Annotated in this window: 21 protein-coding genes; 1 reads left to right on the top strand and 20 read right to left on the bottom strand. The window is 66.2% G+C overall.

All coding sequences use genetic code 11. From position 1 onward, the window contains the following. Nucleotides 1–147 precede the first annotated feature (147 nt). Entirely contained in the window at nt 148–1,128 is a 981-nt protein-coding gene (locus tag MNQ99_RS05585) for an SMP-30/gluconolactonase/LRE family protein (protein WP_241914721.1), read from the top strand. Between the two features lie 52 nt (nt 1,129–1,180). Here the strand turns inward: MNQ99_RS05585 and glmM are convergent, their stop codons facing one another. The 20 genes from glmM to MNQ99_RS05485 form a co-directional block, all read right to left on the bottom strand. Further along, complete coding sequence (glmM, locus tag MNQ99_RS05580) at nt 1,181–2,545, bottom strand: phosphoglucosamine mutase (RefSeq protein WP_241914720.1); 1,365 nt, start codon at nt 2,543–2,545, stop codon at nt 1,181–1,183. Between the two features lie 209 nt (nt 2,546–2,754). Then, nucleotides 2,755–3,249, bottom strand: coding sequence for a 30S ribosomal protein S9 (rpsI, locus tag MNQ99_RS05575; RefSeq protein WP_241914719.1), 495 nt, complete (start codon nt 3,247–3,249; stop codon nt 2,755–2,757). A gap of 37 nt (nt 3,250–3,286) precedes the next feature. Further along, a complete protein-coding gene (gene rplM / locus MNQ99_RS05570; protein WP_127511127.1) occupies nt 3,287–3,730 on the bottom strand; it encodes a 50S ribosomal protein L13 in 444 nt (147 codons plus the stop codon). A 432-nt stretch (nt 3,731–4,162) separates the two neighbouring features. Then, nucleotides 4,163–4,423, bottom strand: coding sequence for a carbon storage regulator (locus MNQ99_RS05565; protein ID WP_241914718.1), 261 nt, complete (start codon nt 4,421–4,423; stop codon nt 4,163–4,165). A gap of 133 nt (nt 4,424–4,556) precedes the next feature. Next, nucleotides 4,557–5,816: a hypothetical protein gene (locus MNQ99_RS05560; RefSeq protein WP_241914717.1), complete on the bottom strand. Its 1,260-nt coding sequence runs from the start codon at nt 5,814–5,816 to the stop codon at nt 4,557–4,559. Continuing rightward, on the bottom strand, nt 5,791–7,845 hold the full coding sequence (locus tag MNQ99_RS05555; protein ID WP_241914716.1) for a flagellar biosynthesis protein FlhA: 2,055 nt from the start codon (nt 7,843–7,845) through the stop codon (nt 5,791–5,793). The genes MNQ99_RS05560 and MNQ99_RS05555 overlap by 26 nt, the downstream gene beginning before the upstream one ends. Then, nucleotides 7,845–9,035: an EscU/YscU/HrcU family type III secretion system export apparatus switch protein gene (locus MNQ99_RS05550; protein WP_241914715.1), complete on the bottom strand. Its 1,191-nt coding sequence runs from the start codon at nt 9,033–9,035 to the stop codon at nt 7,845–7,847. Before MNQ99_RS05550 ends, MNQ99_RS05555 begins: the two co-directional genes overlap by 1 nt. Then, nucleotides 9,036–9,794 (bottom strand): flagellar biosynthetic protein FliR, encoded by a 759-nt coding sequence (locus tag MNQ99_RS05545; RefSeq protein ID WP_127511611.1) that lies wholly within the window; start codon nt 9,792–9,794, stop codon nt 9,036–9,038. Then, complete coding sequence (gene fliQ, locus MNQ99_RS05540; RefSeq protein ID WP_127511122.1) at nt 9,794–10,069, bottom strand: flagellar biosynthesis protein FliQ; 276 nt, start codon at nt 10,067–10,069, stop codon at nt 9,794–9,796. The genes MNQ99_RS05545 and fliQ overlap by 1 nt, the downstream gene beginning before the upstream one ends. A gap of 2 nt (nt 10,070–10,071) precedes the next feature. After that, a complete protein-coding gene (fliP, locus tag MNQ99_RS05535; RefSeq protein WP_241915280.1) occupies nt 10,072–10,935 on the bottom strand; it encodes a flagellar type III secretion system pore protein FliP in 864 nt (287 codons plus the stop codon). 2 nt (nt 10,936–10,937) lie between these two features. Next, entirely contained in the window at nt 10,938–11,798 is an 861-nt protein-coding gene (fliO, locus tag MNQ99_RS05530) for a flagellar biosynthetic protein FliO (RefSeq protein ID WP_241914714.1), read from the bottom strand. Further along, nucleotides 11,799–12,497, bottom strand: a complete 699-nt coding sequence (gene fliN, locus MNQ99_RS05525; RefSeq protein ID WP_127511120.1) for a flagellar motor switch protein FliN — start codon at nt 12,495–12,497, stop codon at nt 11,799–11,801. Then, nucleotides 12,494–13,402 (bottom strand): flagellar motor switch protein FliM, encoded by a 909-nt coding sequence (locus tag MNQ99_RS05520; protein ID WP_241914713.1) that lies wholly within the window; start codon nt 13,400–13,402, stop codon nt 12,494–12,496. The genes fliN and MNQ99_RS05520 overlap by 4 nt, the downstream gene beginning before the upstream one ends. 132 nt (nt 13,403–13,534) lie before the next feature. Then, complete coding sequence (locus MNQ99_RS05515) at nt 13,535–14,632, bottom strand: OmpA/MotB family protein (RefSeq protein ID WP_338423115.1); 1,098 nt, start codon at nt 14,630–14,632, stop codon at nt 13,535–13,537. Next, nucleotides 14,629–15,450, bottom strand: coding sequence for a motility protein A (locus MNQ99_RS05510; protein WP_241914712.1), 822 nt, complete (start codon nt 15,448–15,450; stop codon nt 14,629–14,631). Before MNQ99_RS05510 ends, MNQ99_RS05515 begins: the two co-directional genes overlap by 4 nt. Further along, nucleotides 15,451–15,768, bottom strand: coding sequence for a flagellar FlbD family protein (locus MNQ99_RS05505; RefSeq protein ID WP_241914711.1), 318 nt, complete (start codon nt 15,766–15,768; stop codon nt 15,451–15,453). Nucleotides 15,769–16,020: 252 nt separating this feature from the next. Continuing rightward, complete coding sequence (locus MNQ99_RS05500) at nt 16,021–17,781, bottom strand: HNH endonuclease signature motif containing protein (RefSeq protein ID WP_241914710.1); 1,761 nt, start codon at nt 17,779–17,781, stop codon at nt 16,021–16,023. Nucleotides 17,782–17,990: 209 nt separating this feature from the next. After that, nucleotides 17,991–19,178: a flagellar hook protein FlgE gene (locus MNQ99_RS05495; RefSeq protein WP_241914709.1), complete on the bottom strand. Its 1,188-nt coding sequence runs from the start codon at nt 19,176–19,178 to the stop codon at nt 17,991–17,993. Nucleotides 19,179–19,268: 90 nt separating this feature from the next. Next, nucleotides 19,269–19,784, bottom strand: a complete 516-nt coding sequence (locus MNQ99_RS05490) for a flagellar hook assembly protein FlgD (RefSeq protein ID WP_241914708.1) — start codon at nt 19,782–19,784, stop codon at nt 19,269–19,271. Nucleotides 19,785–19,797: 13 nt separating this feature from the next. Continuing rightward, complete coding sequence (locus tag MNQ99_RS05485; RefSeq protein ID WP_241914707.1) at nt 19,798–20,463, bottom strand: flagellar hook-length control protein FliK; 666 nt, start codon at nt 20,461–20,463, stop codon at nt 19,798–19,800. Nucleotides 20,464–20,550: the final 87 nt, after the last annotated feature.

Here is a 20,550-nt window from a genome sequence, read left to right as displayed (position 1 = left end):
CCGCAAAAACATCGTCAGGCCCGTCCCGTACCACTGCGGGGAGGGCCTGACGTTTTGGCTCGGTCGGCGTACGCTCTGAGCATCGCCGCCGGCAGGCCGCCGGTGGACTCCTCCCGAAGCCATATCCCAAGAATCAGGTGAATCTCCATGCGACATCATTCGCCCCTTTCCCTGTTCGCCAAGCTGACCGCCGCTTTGTTGACGTCCTTCGCGCTCCTATTGACCGGTCTGCCGGCTTCTGCCGGTCCCCAGGTGTCCGACAACCACCGTTCATCGTCCGGGCGGACGGACCGAATCATCGACCTGCCTGATGCCACGTCCGCCGAGGGAATTGCCGCGGGCCGCGGCAGCACGTTCTATGCCGGCGACTTGTACGCCGGCGACATTTTCCGCGGCGACCTGCGCCGCGGCACGGCCGAAAAGTTCATCGACGCGCCGAAGGGACGGTTCGCCCTCGGCATGGCTGCGGATACGCACCGGAACCTGCTCTTCGTAGCCGGCGGCCCCACCGGCAAGGCCTATGTATACGACACCCGGACCGGGAAGCCGGTTGCCGATTTCCAACTGAACGACCCAGCCCATTCATTCATCAACGACGTGACGCTTGGCCGTGGCGGCGCCTGGTTCACTAACTCATTTGACGACGAACTGTATTTCCTGCCGGTCGGCGATCACGGGCAGCTCGGTAAGCCCAAGGCGCTGCAGCTTCGCGGGCCTGCCGCAGAGCTGAGCGGGGACTTCAACCTCAACGGCATCGTGGCAGCGGACCATGGGCGGAAGCTGATCGTGGCGCATACGGCCAACGGGGCCCTGTACACGGTCGATCCGCGGACCGGCGCCAGCCGCAAGGTCTCCGGTGTCAAGGTCACCAATGTCGACGGGCTGGAGCTGAAGGGCCGTTGGCTCTGGGCCGTACAGAATACCGACAACCAGATCAGCAAGATCAAGCTGGACCACAAGCTGGCGTCAGGGACGGTCCGGTCCGTCATCAACAGCGATGCCTTCCAGACGCCCACCACCGCAGCGCTGATTGGCAACAAGCTGGCCGTGGTGAACGCCAAGTTCGACACCGGCATCCCGCCGACGGCCGACAGCTACGAAGTTGTAGTGGTCAACCCCCGGCGCTGACCTCAGTCGGTGCGCCGGGGTTGGTCGACGTCGGGCCTAGTCGGCGCCGGGGCTAGTCGACGTCGGCCGGCTCCAGTGACAGGTGCTGCTTCACCGTCTGGGCCAGCTCCTCGGCGGTGGCCTGAGCGGTCACCATGTCGGCGGCCTCCACCATCACGCGGACCACGGGCTCGGTGCCGGACGGCCGCAGCAGCACCCGGCCGGTCTTGCCCAGTCGCGCAGAGGCAGCCTCGACGGCAGATTGGAGCGCCTGGTTGGTCTTGACGGCGCTCTTGTCCACATCCTTGACGTTAATCAGGACTTGGGGCAGCCGCACCATCAGCCGGGACAACTCGGACAGCGGCTTGCCCGTCTTGGCCAGCTGTGCAGCCAACTGCAGGCCGGTCAACACGCCGTCGCCGGTGGTGGCATAGTCCGAGAAGATGACGTGGCCGGACTGTTCGCCGCCCAGCGAGTAGCCGTTGGCGCGCATGTTCTCCAGCACGTAACGGTCGCCCACCGCGGTTTCCTCGATCCGGATGCCGGCCTCCTGCAGCGCCAGCTTCATGCCGAGGTTGCTCATGACCGTGGCCACCAGGACGTCATCCTTAAGCCGTCCCGCATCACGCAGGGCGAGTGCCAGGATCGTCATGATCTGGTCGCCGTCGATCACCTCACCGCGCTCGTCCACGGCCAGGCAGCGGTCGGCATCGCCGTCGTGGGCAATACCAAGGTCTGCGCCATGCTCGACGACGGCGGCCTGCAGCTTCTCCAAGTGGGTGGAGCCCACGCCGTCGTTGATGTTCAAGCCGTCAGGCTCGGCGCCCATCACCACAATGTCGGCACCGGCGGCGCGGAAGACTTCCGGAGAGCAGCCGCTGGCGGCACCGTGGGCGCAGTCGAGGACAACCTTCAGGCCCTCGAGCCGGACGGGCAGGGTCTGCAGCAGGTGCAGGATGTAACGGTCTTCGGCGTCGGAGAAACGCTGGATCCGTCCGACGTCTGCGCCCGTAGGCCGCAGACGCGGCTTGGACATTTCCTGCTCGATCGCGTCCTCAACCTCGTCGGGCAGCTTGTGACCGCCGCGGGCGAAGAACTTGATGCCGTTGTCCGGAGCCGGGTTGTGCGAGGCGGAGATCATCACCCCGAAGTCCGCGTTCAGGTCCCCGACCAGGTAGGCAGCGGCGGGCGTGGGCAGCACCCCGGCGTCATAGACGTCCACACCGCAACTGGCCAGACCAGCCTCCACGGCAGAGCTGATGAACTCGCCACTGGCGCGCGGATCGCGGGCGATCACCGCCGTCGGGCGCTTGCCGTCCTCAACTTGCCGGTGGCCAAGGACCACTGCGGCGGCCTGCGCAACTTCCAGCGCAAGCTCTGCAGTGATCAACCCGTTGGCCAGGCCGCGGACTCCGTCGGTACCAAATAATCTAGACATTGCGAATCATTTTACGGCAGGGTTCCGCCAAGACGGTTCACAGCGTGTCGACGGTCACGCGACCGGCCTCCGGCCCGGTGCCCGCCGCGCGGGAGCGGGCGCTGGATGATCCCGGATGCCGGCGCGGCGCGTGGCGGCTTAAACGGCCGCGAGGCCCCACAGCAGATGCTGCGGGGCCTCGCGGTGGAAGCACAGACTTCCGAAGCGGTTTAGCGCTTCGAGTACTGGGGTGCCTTGCGGGCCTTCTTGAGGCCGGCCTTCTTGCGCTCGATGATACGGGCGTCGCGGGTCAGGAAACCGGCCTTCTTCAGCGTCGGGCGGTTGTTCTCGCGGTCGATCTCGTTCAGCGCACGGGCAACACCCAGGCGCAGCGCGCCGGCCTGGCCGGAGGGGCCGCCGCCGTGGATGCGGGCGATGACGTCGTAAGCGCCTTCCAGGTCCAGGATCTTGAACGGATCGTTCACTTCCTGCTGGTGCAGCTTGTTCGGGAAGTAGTTCGCCAGTTCCCGGTCGTTGATGGTCCAGTTGCCGGAACCCGGAACCAGGCGCACGCGGGCGATAGCCTGCTTGCGGCGACCCACGGCACCTCCGCCGACGGTCAGGGCCGGGCGTTCCTTCTTGGCGGTCTCGGTGACCTCGGATGATTCCGAGGTGTAGCTGGTGAGGGTTTCGCCCTCAGCAGCAGTGTTCAGCTCTTCAGCCACGATTCTCCTTGAATTAAGTTTCTAGTGGTGGCCGGCGCTACTGGGCGACCTGGGTGATTTCGAACGTCTTCGGCTGCTGGGCAGCGTGCGGGTGCTCGGCACCCTTGTAGACCTTCAGCTTAGACAGCTGCTGGGCAGCCAGGGAGTTCTTCGGCAGCATGCCCCTGATGGCCTTCTCAACTGCGCGCACCGGGTTCTTTTCCAGCAGTTCGGCGTAGTTGACGGAGGACAGGCCACCCGGGAAACCGGAGTGGCGGTAGGCACGCTTCTGTTCGAGCTTGGCGCCGGTCAGGGCAACCTTCTCTGCGTTGATGATGATGACGAAATCGCCCATGTCCATGTGAGGAGCAAAGGTCGGCTTGTGCTTTCCGCGCAGCAGTGTTGCGGTCTGGCTGGCAAGACGACCGAGGACAACGTCGGTGGCGTCAATGACGTGCCACTGGCGGTTGATATCGCCGGGCTTCGGAGTGTACGTACGCACGGTTTTTGCCTTCGTTTGGTGTTCTAAGGTAGCGGCGCATTCTTCGCAGAACGCACGCGCAAAGTTGGTGATGCGCTACCGGAACTTCAGGTGAGGACTGAAATCTAACCAGTGGCCCAGAGTGCCTCGGCTATTTCCGTGGATCAGGTTGGCCCTGCAACCGGGCCGTCTCACGGACATAGCGTATCGAGGTTGGACACGCACAACGACGATTTAGAATATCCTGCCGCGCCGGGTTAGGTCAAAAAAGACCATGACGACGGCGGCGCCCCGCCCCGGGTGCGACCCGCGGAACTGCTCGTCAACGGTCGGAGCACACTGCCATTCTGGGCGTGGCCGGCGTCCGCGGGTCGATGTCCGCAGGTGATATCCGTGCTGACTGCGGCGATGCCGGCGAACGCAAAAACGGCCGTTGGCCCGCTGACTCGGAGGTCAGTTCCCGCTGGATTCGTTGGTGCCGGCAACGTTCAGGCCCAGCAGAGCCTTGATGCGCTCTTCGGCCTCCGGTCCGCTCTGCGCGGCAGCCACATTGGCTTCGCTGACGGCCTGGACCACTTCATCGCGCTGGATTTTCACGCCCCGCGGGGCCTCGATGCCGAGGCGGACGCCGTCGCGGCGGGCATCCAGCACGGTGATGACAATGTCGTCACCGATCAGGATCCGCTCTCCGGGTTTACGTGTCAGCACCAGCACCCGTCAACTCTATCGCAGGTAAATTACGGATCCGCCGGGCCACGGCGTAACGCATAGGGCTTGGTCAAACAATTAAGCAGAATCCCGGCCCGCTTGTACCGGAGCCCCGGCTTCCACCGACAACCCACCAATGTCAGAGCCGGGCGGCCTCGGACGGCTCCCCGTCCACCCAGCCGACAGGAATGCCCAAGGTGTTGACGGTCTTCGGGGTGCTGGTGTGCCTGCTTCCGGTCACGGCCAGTCCGTCGGGAACAACAACACGCTGCACGGCTTGCACCCAGCGATCCGTGTCCTCGGACTTGCGCCCGGCGTCCACGGCAAGCCAAATTTGGTCCGCTCCCAGGGCCGGCAGGATCGCGAGCATCTCCAGGGTCGGCGTGAGCGTCTGGCCCAAGCCGAACGCCACGAACACGCTCTGCCCCCTTTCCACTCCGCGGGCGCGGGCCCCGATGGCGCTGTTGCGGTCTTGCACCGGGCGCCGGACATCGGCGGCGTGGGCACCGGCCATCCTGACCATATTCCCGCCGCTGGAGATCCAATCGGCAGCCTCTGACGGCGCGCCGTTGACGGCAGGCGCGGCGGCGGCCATGGAATGTGCCGCCTCCAAGGCATTGCCGCCTTGGCCGATCAACAGCACCAGATCCCCGGGCCCGTAGAGCGGCGACGGAATGACCGGCGCGGCCGCCGATCCCGGACCCGCAGGCTGTTGCGCCTCGTCCGGTTCCCCCGTTCCTCCGGCGTGCTCCATGCCGCTGACGACGACGGTGCCCTGCACGGCGTCCGGCGGTTCGTCGGCGAGCGCCGCCGGTTCCTGGCCGATAACGGCTGCCGCGGATTCCGAGGCGGCTTCGACGCTTAATTTCGAGTCGGTCCGTCGCCGCCCAAATCCGGGCCTTGCCGGAGCGGTCTCGGCGCGTGCCGGCTCGGCGCCAGAGGCCGAATGGCCAGCTTCCGGCCGGGCTGCTGTCTGCGCGGCCTCGTCGGGCCCCGACTCCTCCAGCTTGGCGCCTTTGGGTAGCCGGGTGGGCCGGGCGGTGTTGAACGTCAGATTGTCCATAATGACCGCGAACTGGTCCGTGTGTGTGGACACGTGCAGTTCAGGCGCCTTGCCCAACCGGGAGCCGTGCAACCGCGATTCGGCGCGCTCGGCGTCCGCCAGCAGTGCGGCGATGCCGGCGCGGGCCTTCGGGTCCAGCGCATGCTGACCGCGCATGGACGGGGCAGGCAGTTCCACGGTGACTTCGTAGTGCTCGCGGGCGAAGAAGCCGCGGATGCCGCCGACGGTGACTTTCTCGGCGGCGACGATTTTCGCGTCGGGTCCGTGCTCGGCCAGGACCTGGGCTTTGAGTTCCTGAAGGGAAGCGCCTTTAAGCTGCAGCCGTCTGGCCGACACGCACTACCCCCACGGTCTCGATCTTCACATTGGCGGAGGTGACCTCCTGGTAGGACAGTACCGGAAGTCCCCCGGCCTGTGCCGAGACGAGCCGCCGGATGGCCGGGCGGAGCGCGGGTGCGCAGACCAGCACGGCGGTAAGCCCGTTGGCTTCCACTTTCTCCAGGGCATCCCGCAACGAGGCCAGCACGGCTTCGGTCCGGTCGGCCGAGAGCAGGATCTGCGTACCCAGTTCGGACGGCCGCATGCCCTCCAGCATGGACTGCTCCAGCGTGGGATCGATCATGATGACCCGCAGCAGTTGCCCGTCCAGGTACTGCGCGGTCAGGGCCGGCCCCAGTGCCTGCCGGGCGGCCTCGATCAGCCCCTCCGGATCGGTGGACGACTTGGCCTTGAGCGCCAACGCTTCGTAGATGCGCGGCAGGTCGTTGATCGGGATCTGCTCCGCCAACAGTCCCTGCAGCACCCGCTGCACCTCGGCCAGCGAGAGCAGCGACGGGGTGAGTTCGTCGACGGCGGACGGATTCACGGACTTCACGCCTTCGGTCAGCACACGCACGTCCTCGCGCGTGAGCAGCCGGGCCGCGTTGGCCGAGATCAGCGAGGACAAGTGCGTCACCAGGACCGAGACCCGGTCGATCACCGTCGCTCCGGTCATCTCCGCACTGTGCCGCATCTCCGCCGGAACCCACTTGCCGGCCAGTCCGAACACCGGTTCCACCGTGGCGATGCCGGGCAGCGAGTCCAGGTTGTCGCCCAGCGCCAGCACCTTGCCCGCCGGTGCCTCGCCGCGGCCCGTCTCCACGCCGGCGATCCGGATCGCGTAGGTGGACATGGGCAGGTCGATGCTGTCGCGGGTGCGCACCGGCGGCACCACAATGCCCAGTTCCATCGCGATCTTCCGGCGCAAGGCCCGTACCCGGGCCAACAGGTCGTCCGATGCGCCGGAGACCAGGTCCACCAGGTCAGGGGCCAGCTGGATCTCCAGCGCATGCACCCGCATCTGCTCGATCAGGTCCTCGGTAGTCTCCGAAGCGGGAGCCGCCGGACCCGCTTCGGCGGCAGCGGCGTCGTCGTCCTTGGCTTTGGCCGCCTCCGATGCCTTGAGCCGTTGCGCCATGAAGATCAGGAACGCGCCTACCAGGATGAACGGGATCTTGGGCATGCCGGGGATCAGGGCCAGCAGAATGGCCGCGCCGCCGGCGATCATCAGCGCCTGTCGGGACTGGGTCAGCTGGTCGGAGGCGTCCGAGCCCATTTCCGAATCGGCGTTGGACCGGGTGACGACCATGCCGGTGGAGACGGCCATCAACAGCGCCGGGATCTGCGTGACCAGCCCGTCGCCGATGGTCAGCAACGTGTAGGTGCTGACCGACTCGCCGAGCGGCATGCCGCGCTGGAGCATGCCGATGGCGATGCCGCCGACGATGTTGATGATGATAATGATGATGCCGGCGATCGCGTCGCCCTTGACGAACTTGGACGCACCGTCCATCGCGCCGTAGAAGTCGGCTTCGGCGGACACCGCGGCTCGGCGTTCGCGGGCCTGCACGTCGGTGATCAGGCCGGCGTTGAGGTCGGCGTCGATCGCCATCTGCTTGCCGGGCATCGCGTCCAGCGTGAAGCGCGCGCCCACCTCGGCCACGCGCTCGGCGCCCTTGGTGACCACCACAAATTGGATGACCACCAGGATCAGGAACACCACCGCGCCGATGATGATCGAACCGCCCACGGCCACATGTCCGAAGGCCTCGATCACCTGCCCGGCGTACCCGTCGCCCAGCACCAGTCGGGTGGATGCCACGTTCAGGCCCAGCCGGAACAGCGTGGCCACCAGCAGCAGCGACGGGAACACGGAGAAGTCCAGCGGCTTCTTCACGAACATGGTGGTCAGCAGGATCACCAGCGCCAGCAGTATGTTCACGATGATCAGCACATCCAGCAGCCCGGCCGGGATCGGTACCACCAGCAGCAGGATGATGCCCACCACGCCCATGGGGACAGCGAGCTTGGAGAGGTTGCGGTTCATCAGTCACCTCCAGGCGACGGTTGTGAGGACGATAGCGACAGGGCACGTCGGCCCTGACGGGTTGAAGCGTGGGCGGCAGCATCGGCGTCGGTCATCGCCGGCTCCGCCATGGTGTGGACGCCTGCGGCTGCACTGGCTGAGCTGCCGCGGGCCTTGAGGCTCATCACGAAGGCCAGCACGCGGGCCACCGCGTTGTAGAGCTCCAGCGGGATTTCCTGCCCGATTTCGCACGCCGCATGCAGCGCCCGCGCCAGCGGCACGTCGCGCACCACCGGCACGTGCGTGGTCTCCGCTTCCTCGCGGATGCGGGCGGCAATGAGTCCGGCACCCTTGGCCACCACACGCGGCGCGGATTTGCCCGGTTCGTACTTCAGCGCCACCGCGTAGTGCGTCGGGTTCACCAGCACGACGTCGGAGCCTCCTACCGCGGCGATCATGCGGTTGCGGCTCATCGCCAGCTGCCGCGAGCGCCGCTGCGACTTGATCAGCGGATCGCCTTCGGAGTTCTTGTTCTCGTCCCGGACTTCCTTCTTGGTCATCCGGGTCTTCTTCCGGTTGCGCCGGATCACCACCATCACGTCCAACGCGGCCAGGATCAGGCCGGCGATGATTGCGGTCTGCAGCAGTCCAACGGTGCCGCCACCGGCGGCGTCGAGCAGCGAGGTGACCGAGAGCCCGCCGGCGGTCATCAGCACCGGGACCAGCCCCTGCACCACAAAGTACAGGGCAAGTCCTACCACCACGGTCTTCAGCAGCGCCTTCACGCCCTGCCAGAGCGCCTGCATGCCGAACACCTTTTTGATCCCGTTGACCAGGTTGAACTGTTGTGTCTCCGGCTTGAACTTCTTCCAGTGGATCCCGCCCTGCAGCGCCGCGCCGGCGATGATCACGGCCACCACGGCCAGGAACATCGGCGTGAGCGTGTACATGATGGTGCCCAGCCCGTCCTCCAGCGCCTTGACCACCAGCCCCGGATCCGGCGACGCGATCATCCGCGTGACGGTGAACATCTGGTCGGTGCCCGCCTGCGAGGCCCGGTCGATGGTCATCGGCAGCATCACAGCCGCAGCGCCGATGCCCAGCCAGGCGGTCAGGTCCTGGGACTTGGAGAGCTGGCCCTTTTGGCGGACATCCTTCATCCGCTTGGGCGTGGCTTGTTCTGTCCGTTCTTCGGAGGTTTCCTGCGACACCTAGCCCACCCCCGTCAGCGCCGTCACGGCTTGGCCGGCCAGCGACGAAACAATCCGCGGCAGCGCCACGAACACCACCCCGCCCAGCATCAGGGTCAGGAAGATTTTCAGCGGAAAGCCTAGGGCAAACGCGTTCAGCGCCGGGGCCACGCGGGTGAGCAGGCCCAAACCGGCGTCGGCCAGGAACAGCACCACCAGCAGCGGCCCGGCAATCTGCACCGCGGCCAGGAACATCTGGGTCACGCCGGTGATCATTAGCTGCACGGGCTCGGCCAGGTCCACTCCCCCGCCCAACGGCAGCGCGGTGAAGCTGCGCGCCAGCCCGCCGATGATCAACTGGTAGCCGTCGGAGGCGAACAGCAGCGCCAACGCGGCCATCTGGAACAGCCGGGTGAACTGCGCGCCGTTGACCATGGCCTGCGGGTCGAACGCCTGCGCCATCGAGAAACCGCCGAACAGGTCGATCAGCGTGCCCGCGGACTGCACCGCCGAGAACACGATGAACACCAGGAAACCCAGCAGCGCACCCACCAGGATCTCCAGCACCAGTGCCCCGAAAAACCCGGCGGTGCTCAGCGGCTCGTACCCATCGACCACCCGCGGAGACACCGCCAGCGCCAGCCCGACGCCGAGCATGGCCTTGATCCGGGCCGGGATGGCGCCGTACGAAAACGGCGGGGCTATCAGCAGGAAAGCCACCATGCGGACGCCTGCCAGCATGGTGGCCTCGATCCACGCCTGGTCGAGCGGGATGTTCATTATCCGCCGCCGAGCAGGCCGGGGATTTTCTCGAACATTTCCTGGGTGAAGGAGACCATCTCGGAGATCATCCAGTGCCCGCAGACCAGCAATGCCACGGCCACGGCCACGGCCTTGGGCACGAAGGACAGCGTGATTTCCTGGATCTGGGTCATGGACTGGACCAAGGAGACAGCGAAGCCCACGACCAGCGCGGTGACCAGCACCGGGGCGGAGAGTTTGGCGGCGATCAGCAGGCCCTGCAGGCCGATGTCCAGGACGGCGTTTGTATCCACAGCTAGGTACCGTAACTTCCGACCAGGGCGGTGATGATCAGGCCCCAACCGTCCACCAGCACGAAGAGCAGGATCTTGAACGGCAGGGAGATCATCACCGGCGGGAGCATCATCATGCCCATGGACATCAGCGCCGAGGCGACCACCAGGTCAATCACCAGGAACGGCACGAAGATCACGAACCCGATGATGAACGCGGCGCGCAGTTCGGAAATCATGAACGCCGGAATCAGGGTCTGCAGCGGCACGTCCTCCGGGTTCTCCGGGTTGGGCAGGTCCGCGGCCCGCATCATCAGAGCCAGGTCTTCCTGCCGGGTGTGCGCCAGCATGAAGTTCTGCAGCGGAGCGGCTGCGGCCGAGACCGCGTCGGTGAACGTCTCCGTCCCCTCCATGTACGGCTGCACGCCCAGCTCGTTCACCTGGGTCAGCACCGGCCACATGATGAAGAGGGACAGGAACAGGGCCAGCCCGGCCAGCACCTGATTCGGCGGGATCGAGGGCAGGGACAGCGCGTTCCTTGTCATCGCCAACACCACGAAGATGTTGGTGAAGGACGTCATCATCAGCAGCAGCGCCGGGGCCACCGAGAGCAGGGTGATGCCCAGCAGCGTAATGACGGCCGACGACGGCGTGCCGTTGGGACCGTTGATCTCCACCGAGAACCCGCCGTCACCGTCCGGCGAGCCCGGTTCCGTTGGCGCGAACGGGTCGCCCGGGGGTGCTGGGGCCACCGGCGACGCAGACGCGGACGGGGCGTTCAGCAGTGTGGCGGCTACGGCAAAGAGCACTGCCAGCAGGAGTGCCAGGAGTGCTGCGGTGGCCAGACGAGGCCAGCGGCCTGCCGTCGGGGCCGGAGTGCCGGTGATGCTCAACGCGAACGGACCTGCTTCAGGGCTTCGGCCGTCTGCTTCCAGGTGGACGGAGAAAGGATGGAGCCGGCCAGCGGGGAATCCGGCACCTGCTCCTGCCAGCCGGCGGCCCGGGAGGCCCGGCGGCCGGTGCGTTCGGAGCGGCGCCCGCCTTCGATCGGGTACAGGCCGGCGTGCCGAAGCGGAATGACCTCTGTCTCTTGGCCCGGCTCGTCAAACGTTGGGCCGTCGAATTCCTGCTCGACAGACCGCTGGTCGTAGCCGTCTGTTTCCGCGTCCACCGGCTGCGGCTGCACCGCAGCACGGCGGGCCGCACGGCGCGGGACGTCGGAGGAGCCAGCGAAGCGAGCGGCTGAAGAACCCGCTACCGCGGCATCAAACGGGCCGGACGCCTCGCCGACGGCAGGTGCCGCAGCGCGGTGGGGCGAGGCACCGCCGTCGTACTGGGCTGCAGTCTGGGCTGTTGCCCGGTCGGTCCCCGCGGCGCGCACTCGGGCGCGGACAGCGGCTTGGTCCTTGCCTGCCGCACGGCCGGTGGCCAGCTCCAGCAGCCGAGCGAAGCTGTCCGACGCGGTCTGCGGAGCCCGGTGGGAGTGCTGCGCCTCTTCCTCCGCCGGCGCCTCGCGGGTGTCGAGCACATTCACGGCCTGGTCGGTCACACCCAGCAGGAAACGCTGGCCGTCGGCATCCACCACGACCACCGAAGCCTTGGGCCCGATGGTTTGACGTTCCACCACGCGCACCAGCTTGCGGGCGCCGGTGCGGGCGCCGCGGCTGAAGCGGCGCTGCAGCACCCAGAGCAGTCCGAGCACCACGGCCAGCGAGAGCGCTACCCGCAGGGCGAGGGCCACGGTCTCCATTTAGAGGAGTCCTTCGGGCACATCGAGGATCTTGGTGATGCGCACGGCGTAGTCCTGGTCGACGACGACAACCTCGCCGTGCGCGATCAGGCGGCCGTTGAGCAGCACGTCCGCGGGGGCGCCGGCCGAGCGGTCCAGTTCAATCACGCCGCCCGGTTCCAGATTCAGCACATCGCGCACGGACATCCGCGTACGGCCGATCTCCACGGTCAGCGCCATCTCCACGTTGTTGATGCGGCCCAGCTTGGCCAGCACGGACTCGTCCACACCGCTGCCGGCAGCGTTCTCGCGCAGCCGGATGGCGAACCAGCCGCCGGCCTCGCCGTCGCCGCCGGTGAGCTTGAACACGGCAGCTTCCGGATCGGAGAACAGCGTCGCAGCGTTGGCCACGTGTGCCTCCCCCAACACGCCGGCGCCGAGCACCGACGTGGCAGCTTCCAGCGCCGGACGCAGCAGATCCGCGGCGGAAACCAGCGGGGAATCAGTACCGGCGGCGGCGGCCAGCGCGGCTTGGTCGGCCACCACCAGCGCCACATCGGCGGACGTGCCGCCCACGAAGGAACCAACGACGGCGGAGGCCACCTGCCCGGGCAGCGGCCCGCCTTCATCCTGGCGCACCGCATAGAGCGGAGTATTGGTGGGCAGCAGCCCCAGGAGCGCGTCGGCGGCAGCAGCCTGCAGGGTCTGGGTCTGTGTCATCGGGCGTTCTCCTCGGTTGTAACAATGACTCCGGCCAGGCGGTTGCCGTTGGCGCCGACGGCGGCATGGGCCAGACATTCGCCGTTGATGGCAACATCCAGCGGGCGGTGCTGCGGGTGCGGCAGCGGCAACAGGTCGCCCACGGACAGGTCCAGAACCTGGCCCGGGCGGACCCGCATCGGCGCGAACTGCAGTGAGACATCCACCGGAATCTGGACCAGCTGGGTCTCCAGCAGTTTGCGGGCGTTGGCCGGGCTGCTCAAGGCGAACGAATCGCGCAATTGGGTCAGCAGGACCTCAGCCGGAATGGCCACGGTGGCCGGTGCGGACAGGTCACCCACGCGGATCTCGAACGTCGCCACGATCATCAGGTCGTTGGTGGCCGCCGCCTGGGCGAACTGCGAGTTGTAGTGGATCTGGTCCAGGCTGATCGGTGTGGTCAGCAGCGAGCCGAGCGAGTAGCGCAGGTCCTCCAGCGCATCTTCCATCAGCCGGCTGACCAGGGCCTGTTCAATCTGGGTGAACTTGCGGTCCGGGTAATTGTGGGTGCCGTTTCCGCCCAGCATGTGGTCCACCCAGGTCATCGCCGCCTTGGTGGGGAACTGGAGCACCGCCTTGCCGGTGATGTCATCCAGGGCGCAGAGCACCATGGCGGTACTCGCCGGCAACGACGCCGCGTACTCATCGTAGGTCTGCATTTGGACCTGCTCAGAGGTCACAGTGCAAATCACCCGGACCTTTGCGGTCAGCTGGGTGCCCCACTGGCGGGCGAACGTTTCGAAGGCCAGTTCCAGCACGCGCGAATGCTCGCGTGCCAGAGTGGTCGGCCTCCGGAAGTCGTACACTTCGACGGCTCTGGCCGGCTTTTCGGGCGCGTTAGATTGCACATGTTCCTGGACCGTCACAGCAGGCACTATCGGCAGCTGAATCCCCGATGTTAGGAGTCCGCGAGATGCGGTGCATTAGGGTGCCAGATGGTGCCCGCCCATGGCGCCCGGATGTTAAAGGCCCGCCTTGAGCTGTCACCAGCCAGCCCCTCAGTGGTCGTCGGACTTTCCGCCCGGCGCCGGCGCATAGGTGGCGCTCGGGCCCGGCCCGACCGTGCCGTTACCGCCGGTGATGACTTCGCCCCCGCCGGAGCCTCCTGCACCCGGCTCGCCGGCCACCCGCTCGGTCGACTCTCCTTCGGAGCCTTCAGCCTCCGCTGCCTCGGCCGCGGCCTTTGCCGCCGCGTCGGCTTCGGCCGCCTTCTGGACCGCTTCCGCCCGTTCGGCGGCAGCATCCTTGGCGGCGCCGGCAGGGTCCTTGAGCACTTCGGGCATCAGGTTGCGGATGGCTTCGGGCTGGCCGGAGAGCACCACAATGTCGACGCGGCGGTTCATCGCCAAATCCTCGTCGCTCCCGCTGGTCTTCAACGGCCGGGACTCGCCGAACCCCACAGCGGAGATCCGGCTTGACACCACACCGCTGTCTTCCACCAGATGCCGCAGCACATTAACTGCCCGCTCGGAGGAAAGTTCCCAGTCCAGAGCCCCCGGGTCCAGATGGCGTACCTGCGCCGTGTGGCCTTCGACCTTTAGCTCGTAGCCGACGGGCTTCAGCACCGGTCCCACAACGTTCAGGATCTTGATGGTCTGCCGCGTGAGTATGGGTGAGTCCGGCTCGAAGAACGTTTCGCTGCCGATCAGGCGGACGGTCAGGCCGCGTTCATCCAGTTGGAAGCGGACCGCCTTTTCCAGGCCTTCTTCCTGCAGCCCCTTGGTGATCTTCTCCTGGATCTTGCGCAGGTCGCTGACTTCCTCGATGGCCAGATCCAAATCGGTCTTCCGCTCGCCCTCGGTGTCCTCCTCGGCGTCGCCGGCGGTGAACCCCTGGCCTTCTTCGTCGATGAGTTCCGGAGGAACCACTACGCCCTCGGCCGTATCCACGGTCTGCGTACGAGCCACACCAAAACCGGTGGCCAGCGAATTGGCCAACTGTTGGAACTTGGCCGCATCCACCGTGGACATGGCAAAAAGCACAATGAACATGCACATCAGCACGGTGACCATGTCCATATACGAGGCCATCCAGCGCTCGTCCGGGTGCTCGTCCTCTTCCTCGCCGAGCGGACGGCGCGGCCGCCGGGACTTCATGCCGCCTTGGCCTCGGGCTTGTCGTCGGAATTGCCGGACTTGCCTTCCTTGGCCGGCTTGCCGGTGCCCATCTCGTGTGCAGGAACCATGGCCCGCAGCCGCTCCCCCAGCAGACGCGGCTGGCTACCGGCCTGCACGGCCAGCATGCCTTCCATCAGCAGGGTCATGCGCTCGGTTTCCAGATCCGCGAGGCGCTTCAGCTTGCCGCCGATCGGCAGCCAAATGAAGTTGGCGGAGAGCAAGCCCCACAGCGTGGCCACGAACGCCGTCGCAATCATCGGTCCGAGGGTGTCCGGGGTGGACAGGTTCTCCAGCACGTGGGTCAGCGAGACGACTGTGCCGATGATGCCGATGGTCGGTGCGTAGCCGCCCATGCTCATATAGAACTTGGATGACTGGCGATCGGCGCGCGCTTTCGTGCTGATTTCGTCTTCGAGGAGGATCCGCAGTTCCTCGCCGTCGGTGCCGTCGGCAATGTTCTGCAGAGCCCGCTGCATGAACGGGTCCTTCTCCTCAGTAGCCTCGGCATCCAGTGCCAGCAGGCCCTCGCTGCGGGCCTTCTCGGCCAGCTCGACCACACGGTCTATGACTACCTGCGGCTTCGCCACCTTTCCGGTAAAGGCCCTCGGCAGCGTCTTAAGCGCTTGAAGTCCGTCCTTGAGCGTGGTGCTGGCCAGGCCCACGGCAATCGTGGCCCCGAAAACCAGGATCATGGGGGCCGGGATGAGGAGCGCCTCAACGTGTGCACCCTCAAGGGTGATCATGGCGTAGAGCGAGCCGAAGGCCAGCAGGAGGCCAATAAGTGTTGCGGGATCCATTTACGTATTCCTAGGGCGCAGCGGCACAGTGTTACCGGAGTCCCCGGACTCGTCTCCGGAGGCAGACACCGCGGGGGGCACAAGGCCGAGTTGGGGATGGCTGTGCTGGTGGACTGAAGGCGGCAGTTCACGGGCCAGATGCAGCACGTAGGCGCGGTAGCTGGCGATCATCTCGATGACCTGGCTCATCGTCTCGGTAACGATGTACTTCGCACCGTCCACCATCACCAGCGTGGTGTCCGGGTTGGCGTGGATGCGCTCAATCAGGTCAGGGTTGACCGCAAACTGGCTGTCATTCAGCCGCGTTACTACGATCATCAGCCCATCCCAGGTTTCTCGAGGGCTCCGGTGAGCCGCTACCTACTACCTTCGGCCGCGCGCGCCCAGCGGTTAGCTAAGCGGGCTGGTTGTCAGCTGTGTCACCCCGCATCGTCGGGCTGGTGCGGTCCCGAAGTCATCGGCTTCCTGATCGCAAGTCGGCCGCCCAAGTAACGGTGGAGGGGACTCCCCTGCTCAGAACGGCCATCGTGTCGCGCCAACTACAGGTGGCGCTGCGCAAGGTCAGCTTCATTATGGAGCCCGGAGCGGCCTGGCCGGGACGTGCGTTTGCCAGTACAAGTTTCGCAGTGGTCTTCTGTCCGGGTCGATGTAGTCGGGCGGGGTGAACCACGGGATTCCGTCAATGACGTTGATTTCCCAGTTGCCTTGTTCGATCAGGTCATGGTGCAAACTGCAGAGGCAGACCCCGTTGTTGATGTCCGTGCGGCCGCCGGCCCACCAGGGCACGATGTGGTGCGCTTCGGTCCAGAACGCGGGCATGCTGCACCCAGGGAAGGCGCAGCCTTTGTCCCGTAGGAGCAGCGCCTTACGGATGGCCCGGCTGAAGAACCGCTGGGACCGGCCCAGGTCCAGGACCTCGCCCTTGGACCCGAGAATCGCCGGGATGATTTCGGCATCGCAGGCCATCCGGCGCACCGTCTTGGCCGACAGAGACCCGTTGAAGACCGCGCTGCCGCCGCCAGAGAGCAAGCCGACCAGTTGTTCATAACCGGCGGTCACAATCACTTGAGTGCGGTGCCCGCCCGAGTCCGGAAGCTTGTCCACGTTCAGGGCGATCCGGCAGGCACCGATCAAGCCGGCCAGCAGCTTCTGCGCCCTGGTGAAGCCATCCATTCCGGCAACCACCGCCGGATCCACCCCGCCGGGACGTGAATCAACGTCCGAAACATCGCCCTCTGCATCTCCCATGGGGGCGGAAGACGCGCAGTCCATGTCGGTGTGACTGGGATCTTCGCTGCCGGGATCTGCGACGCCGGTGCCGGCCGTGCCGGCATCCGTGGTTGCGGTGGTGCCTGTGCCGTTGCCGTCCGATCCGGCAGGGGCGCCTTGGGTCCGGCTGTTGGCGGCGGTTTCGATGGCGTCGGAGCGGATGCGCGGGTTCGCGGCGCTGTTCATCACCGTGGCCAGGGCCTCGTACTGGTCGTCGGTGGTATTGATGACGAACTGGTGCAACCCGCGGCGGCGGCCGCGGTAGAACATGCCCTGCCGGGACCGCAGTTCTTCCTCAGAAGGCTCGGCGCCGTCCTGGTCGACGGCTGTTTCCCAGGTCTTGGCGACCATCGCCAGCGTATCGTCGTCGCCCTCGGCGGCCTGCCGGACCAGCGAGGACTCCATTGCTTCCAAGGTCCCCGGGTTGGCGGCATGGCGGGCCCGGCCGATCGAATCGGTGACAAGGACCGCGGCGTTCCCGCTGATCACTCCGGCGGCCATCGCCTCCGCCAGTGCGGGCAGAGCCGGAGCGCTTCGTTCACCGTCCAACCGCACCGGCGCGGTGATTACTCTTCCGACCCGCAGTCGGCGTCGCGCTTCGACGATGCCGATCCCCAGCCGGGAGCGCAGGTACTCGGCGTTGTTCCGGAACTCGGTCTTGCGCCGGCGCTGCCGCTGTTTCGAACCCGCACTGTCAGGCCGCGCGGCGACAATACCGCCGCGTTCGCCAGCATCGTTCCCGGAGGCGGCTATGGCCGCGGCCGGGTTGGCCCACCCCGCCGTACCGGGGGAATCAGGCGTGTCCGCAAGGGCACTGGGTTCGCCTGCCGTTTCACCGTTCGCGGCTATATCCGCCCGCTCCACCGCATGGGCGCCGACGGCCTGCAGGAATTCCACCGTCTTCGAAACGTCCTCGACCGCCGCTAGGGTGTTGGCCAATTCCCGCGTGCTCAGCGAACCCGACTCGGCGGCGAACCAAACAGCTACGTCCTGCATCAGGGCGCGTACCTCGGAGAGAGGGTCCTCCATCTCCCCGGTACGGTCCAACGGTGCAAGCGCCATACCACAATTTTATTCGCACACACATTCGACCCACTAGCGAAACAGTCGAATGTGTAGGGATAGTGGACGCCGAAAGGGCAACCGGCAGGCGGAGGAGTACAACGCGCTGGTCACGAAAAACGGCCGCCTGCGAACGGTGCAGACGGCCGCTGCGGCTGCCCGCGAACGGTCGGGCAGCCGCACTTCGGTGGTGGCTTGGGGCCTCCGGACTAGCGCTTCAGGTTTGTCAGTTCCTGCAGCACTTCGTCGGAGGTAGTGATGATGCGGGCATTGGCTTGGAAGCCGCGCTGCGCAACGATCAGGTTGGTGAACTCCTGGGAGAGGTCCACATTGGACATTTCCAGCGAGCCGCCGGCCAGCGTGCCAAGTCCGCCCGTGCCGGCTGTACCCAACTCAACCTGGCCGGAGTTTGCCGTGGCACGGTACGACGACGAGCCCGCCTTTTCGAGGCCGCCCGGGTTGGTGAAGTTGGCCAAAGCGATGCGACCAACAACAGCCTGTTGACCATTGCTGAAGGATCCCATCAGGGTTCCGTCATTGGCCATCGTGAAGGATTCCAGTGCGCCAGCAGCGCGGCCGTCCTGGCTCTCGAAGCCGACCGTGGTCATACCTGCATAACCTGTGAGCGCTGAGATATCGATGTCGATGCCGTCTGCGTCAAAAGGAGCAACCGGAGCAGTGGGTAGCGTCATCTTGCCATCGGTAAATTCCAGCTGTCCAATGGTGACTTCGGTGTTAGCGCTGTTGGTGTGTTTGACGTCCCAACCGGCTGCAGTGCGCTGGAATGTCAACGACAACGTCGATCTGGTTCCGTCAGCTGTATAGATCTCCACATCACGGACCAAACGATCGTTGACCGCTGCTTCCGAAGGCAGGTTCCCCGAGACTTCAGCCTCCGTTGTCGCTTTCGCTTCCGAAATCGCTTCGGGGGACAGATCAATGGGGCCAACGGGACCACCGACCGGGATCTGGCCGTTCGCAGCCATCCAACCCTGCAAAATCGCTCCGTCCGGGGAGACCAAGCGTCCGGTGGAATCCAACTCAAAGGCGCCGGCGCGGGTGTAAAGCTGTTCGCCGCCCTTGGTGGTGACGAAGAAGCCGTCGCCGGAGATCATCATGTCGGTGGCCTTGCCGGTGGCCTGCGAGGAGCCCTGGGTGAAGTTGGTGGAGATGCCGGCAACCTGCACGCCGAGGCCCACCTGAGCCGGGTTGGTGCCGCCGGCCTGGGCCTGCGGGCCGCCTGCGCCCTGGGTCATCTGGGACAGGGTGTCCTGGAACTGGACCGAGGAGGCCTTGAAGCCGGTGGTGTTGACGTTGGCGATGTTATTGCCAGTGACATCCAGCATGGTCTGGTGCGAGCGGAGACCGGAGATTCCGGAGTAGAGCGAGCGGAGCATGATCAGCGCCTTTCGGATCGTGGAACGGACGAGTGATTCAGTGACTGGGAAAATCTGTTGCTTGCAAAAGCGGCTTGAGGACACAACAAGTCAGGCGGCGCCCCCACTGGTCCCCGAGGCGTCGCTGCCGGAACCACCAGAGGAGGCAGCGGCGTCGTCAGCTCCGCCGGAGCCGGACTCCGCCGGCGCGGCGGCGTTGATCCCGGCGATCAGGTCCAGCGGGATCTCCTTGCCGTCCACGATGACCTGCGGGACCGGCCCTGCGTAGGACACCGAGGTGGCTGTGCCGGTGATCAGGGAGCCGTCCTGGCCGTAGTAGCTCACCTGCTGGCCCACCAGCGCCGCGGCTACACCGCGCATTTGTAGCGAGAAATTCTCTTCGCTGGTGGTGGTCATGGTGGCGATGCTCTCCATCATGGCCAGCTGGGTGGTCTGCGAGATCATCTGGTTGGTGTCCATCGGCGAGCTGGGGTCCTGGTTCTGCAGCTGGGTGACCAGCAGGTGCATGAACATCTCGCCGTCCATGGTCTGTTTCGGCGCGCGGACGGGTGGGGCCGTGTACGTCGGGGTGACTGTGCCAACGGGCGTGACTGAGTCGGTGGGCATGGTTCTCCTTGTCTCAGGCCAGCACGTCGAGGCTGGTCGAAATCCCGTAGGGACGTCTCAGGGCGGATGGATCGGTGGTGTCTTTGACAGCGCCGCTTCCGGGGGATGTTCCCGGTCGGCCGTCCTGGCCTTGCGAACGGCCGGAGGGCCTGCCATCAGGCCCGAACTGCAGGCCAGGGCGGTCATCGTTGGGCCGGTTCTGGTTGGACAAATCCAGGTTCGCGTTCATGCCGGTCGACGCAAGATCGCGCTTCAGGTCGGCCATGATGGCGCGCAGGGCTTCGCGGCCGGCCTCGTTCGGCGCGAACAGCTCCACCCGCACGCCCTCCCCCGTCACGTGGGCACGGACCGTGACCGGACCGAGGTTGTCCGGCGTGACGCTGATGGTCATCACGTGCTCGCCCGGCTTGGCCTGCGCCAGGGTGAACAGCGGTCTGGCCACCTGCGCGGTGAAGGGCAACTGCTGGTGTGCAGGCACGGGAGCTGGCGCCGAGGTAGGGGCCGTTGCCGCGGTCTGGGACACCGGGGCAGGTTGGGCGGACACCGGAACCGGGCCGTTGACCGGCAGCTGTTCGGCCTCGCCACGGGCACCGTTGACCGAAGCCGTGGCTGCGGCTGCGGCTGCGCTTGCCCCTTCGGTCGAAGCGAGCCCACCTTGGGTCGCGCTGCCCGGGAGCATTTGTCCGGGAAGTACGACGCCGGTGGGCAGCTGAGTAGCTGTGCTCGCCTGCGCTGGTGGTTGGGTCGGGGCAGCTTGCGCGAGCGA

It is taken from the genome of Arthrobacter sulfonylureivorans (genome assembly GCF_022637435.1).
In the GTDB taxonomy this organism is placed as follows: domain Bacteria; phylum Actinomycetota; class Actinomycetes; order Actinomycetales; family Micrococcaceae; genus Crystallibacter; species Crystallibacter sulfonylureivorans.
The sequence above is the reverse complement of the archived record's forward strand: the minus strand, read 5'-3'. Positions and strand labels throughout refer to the sequence as shown.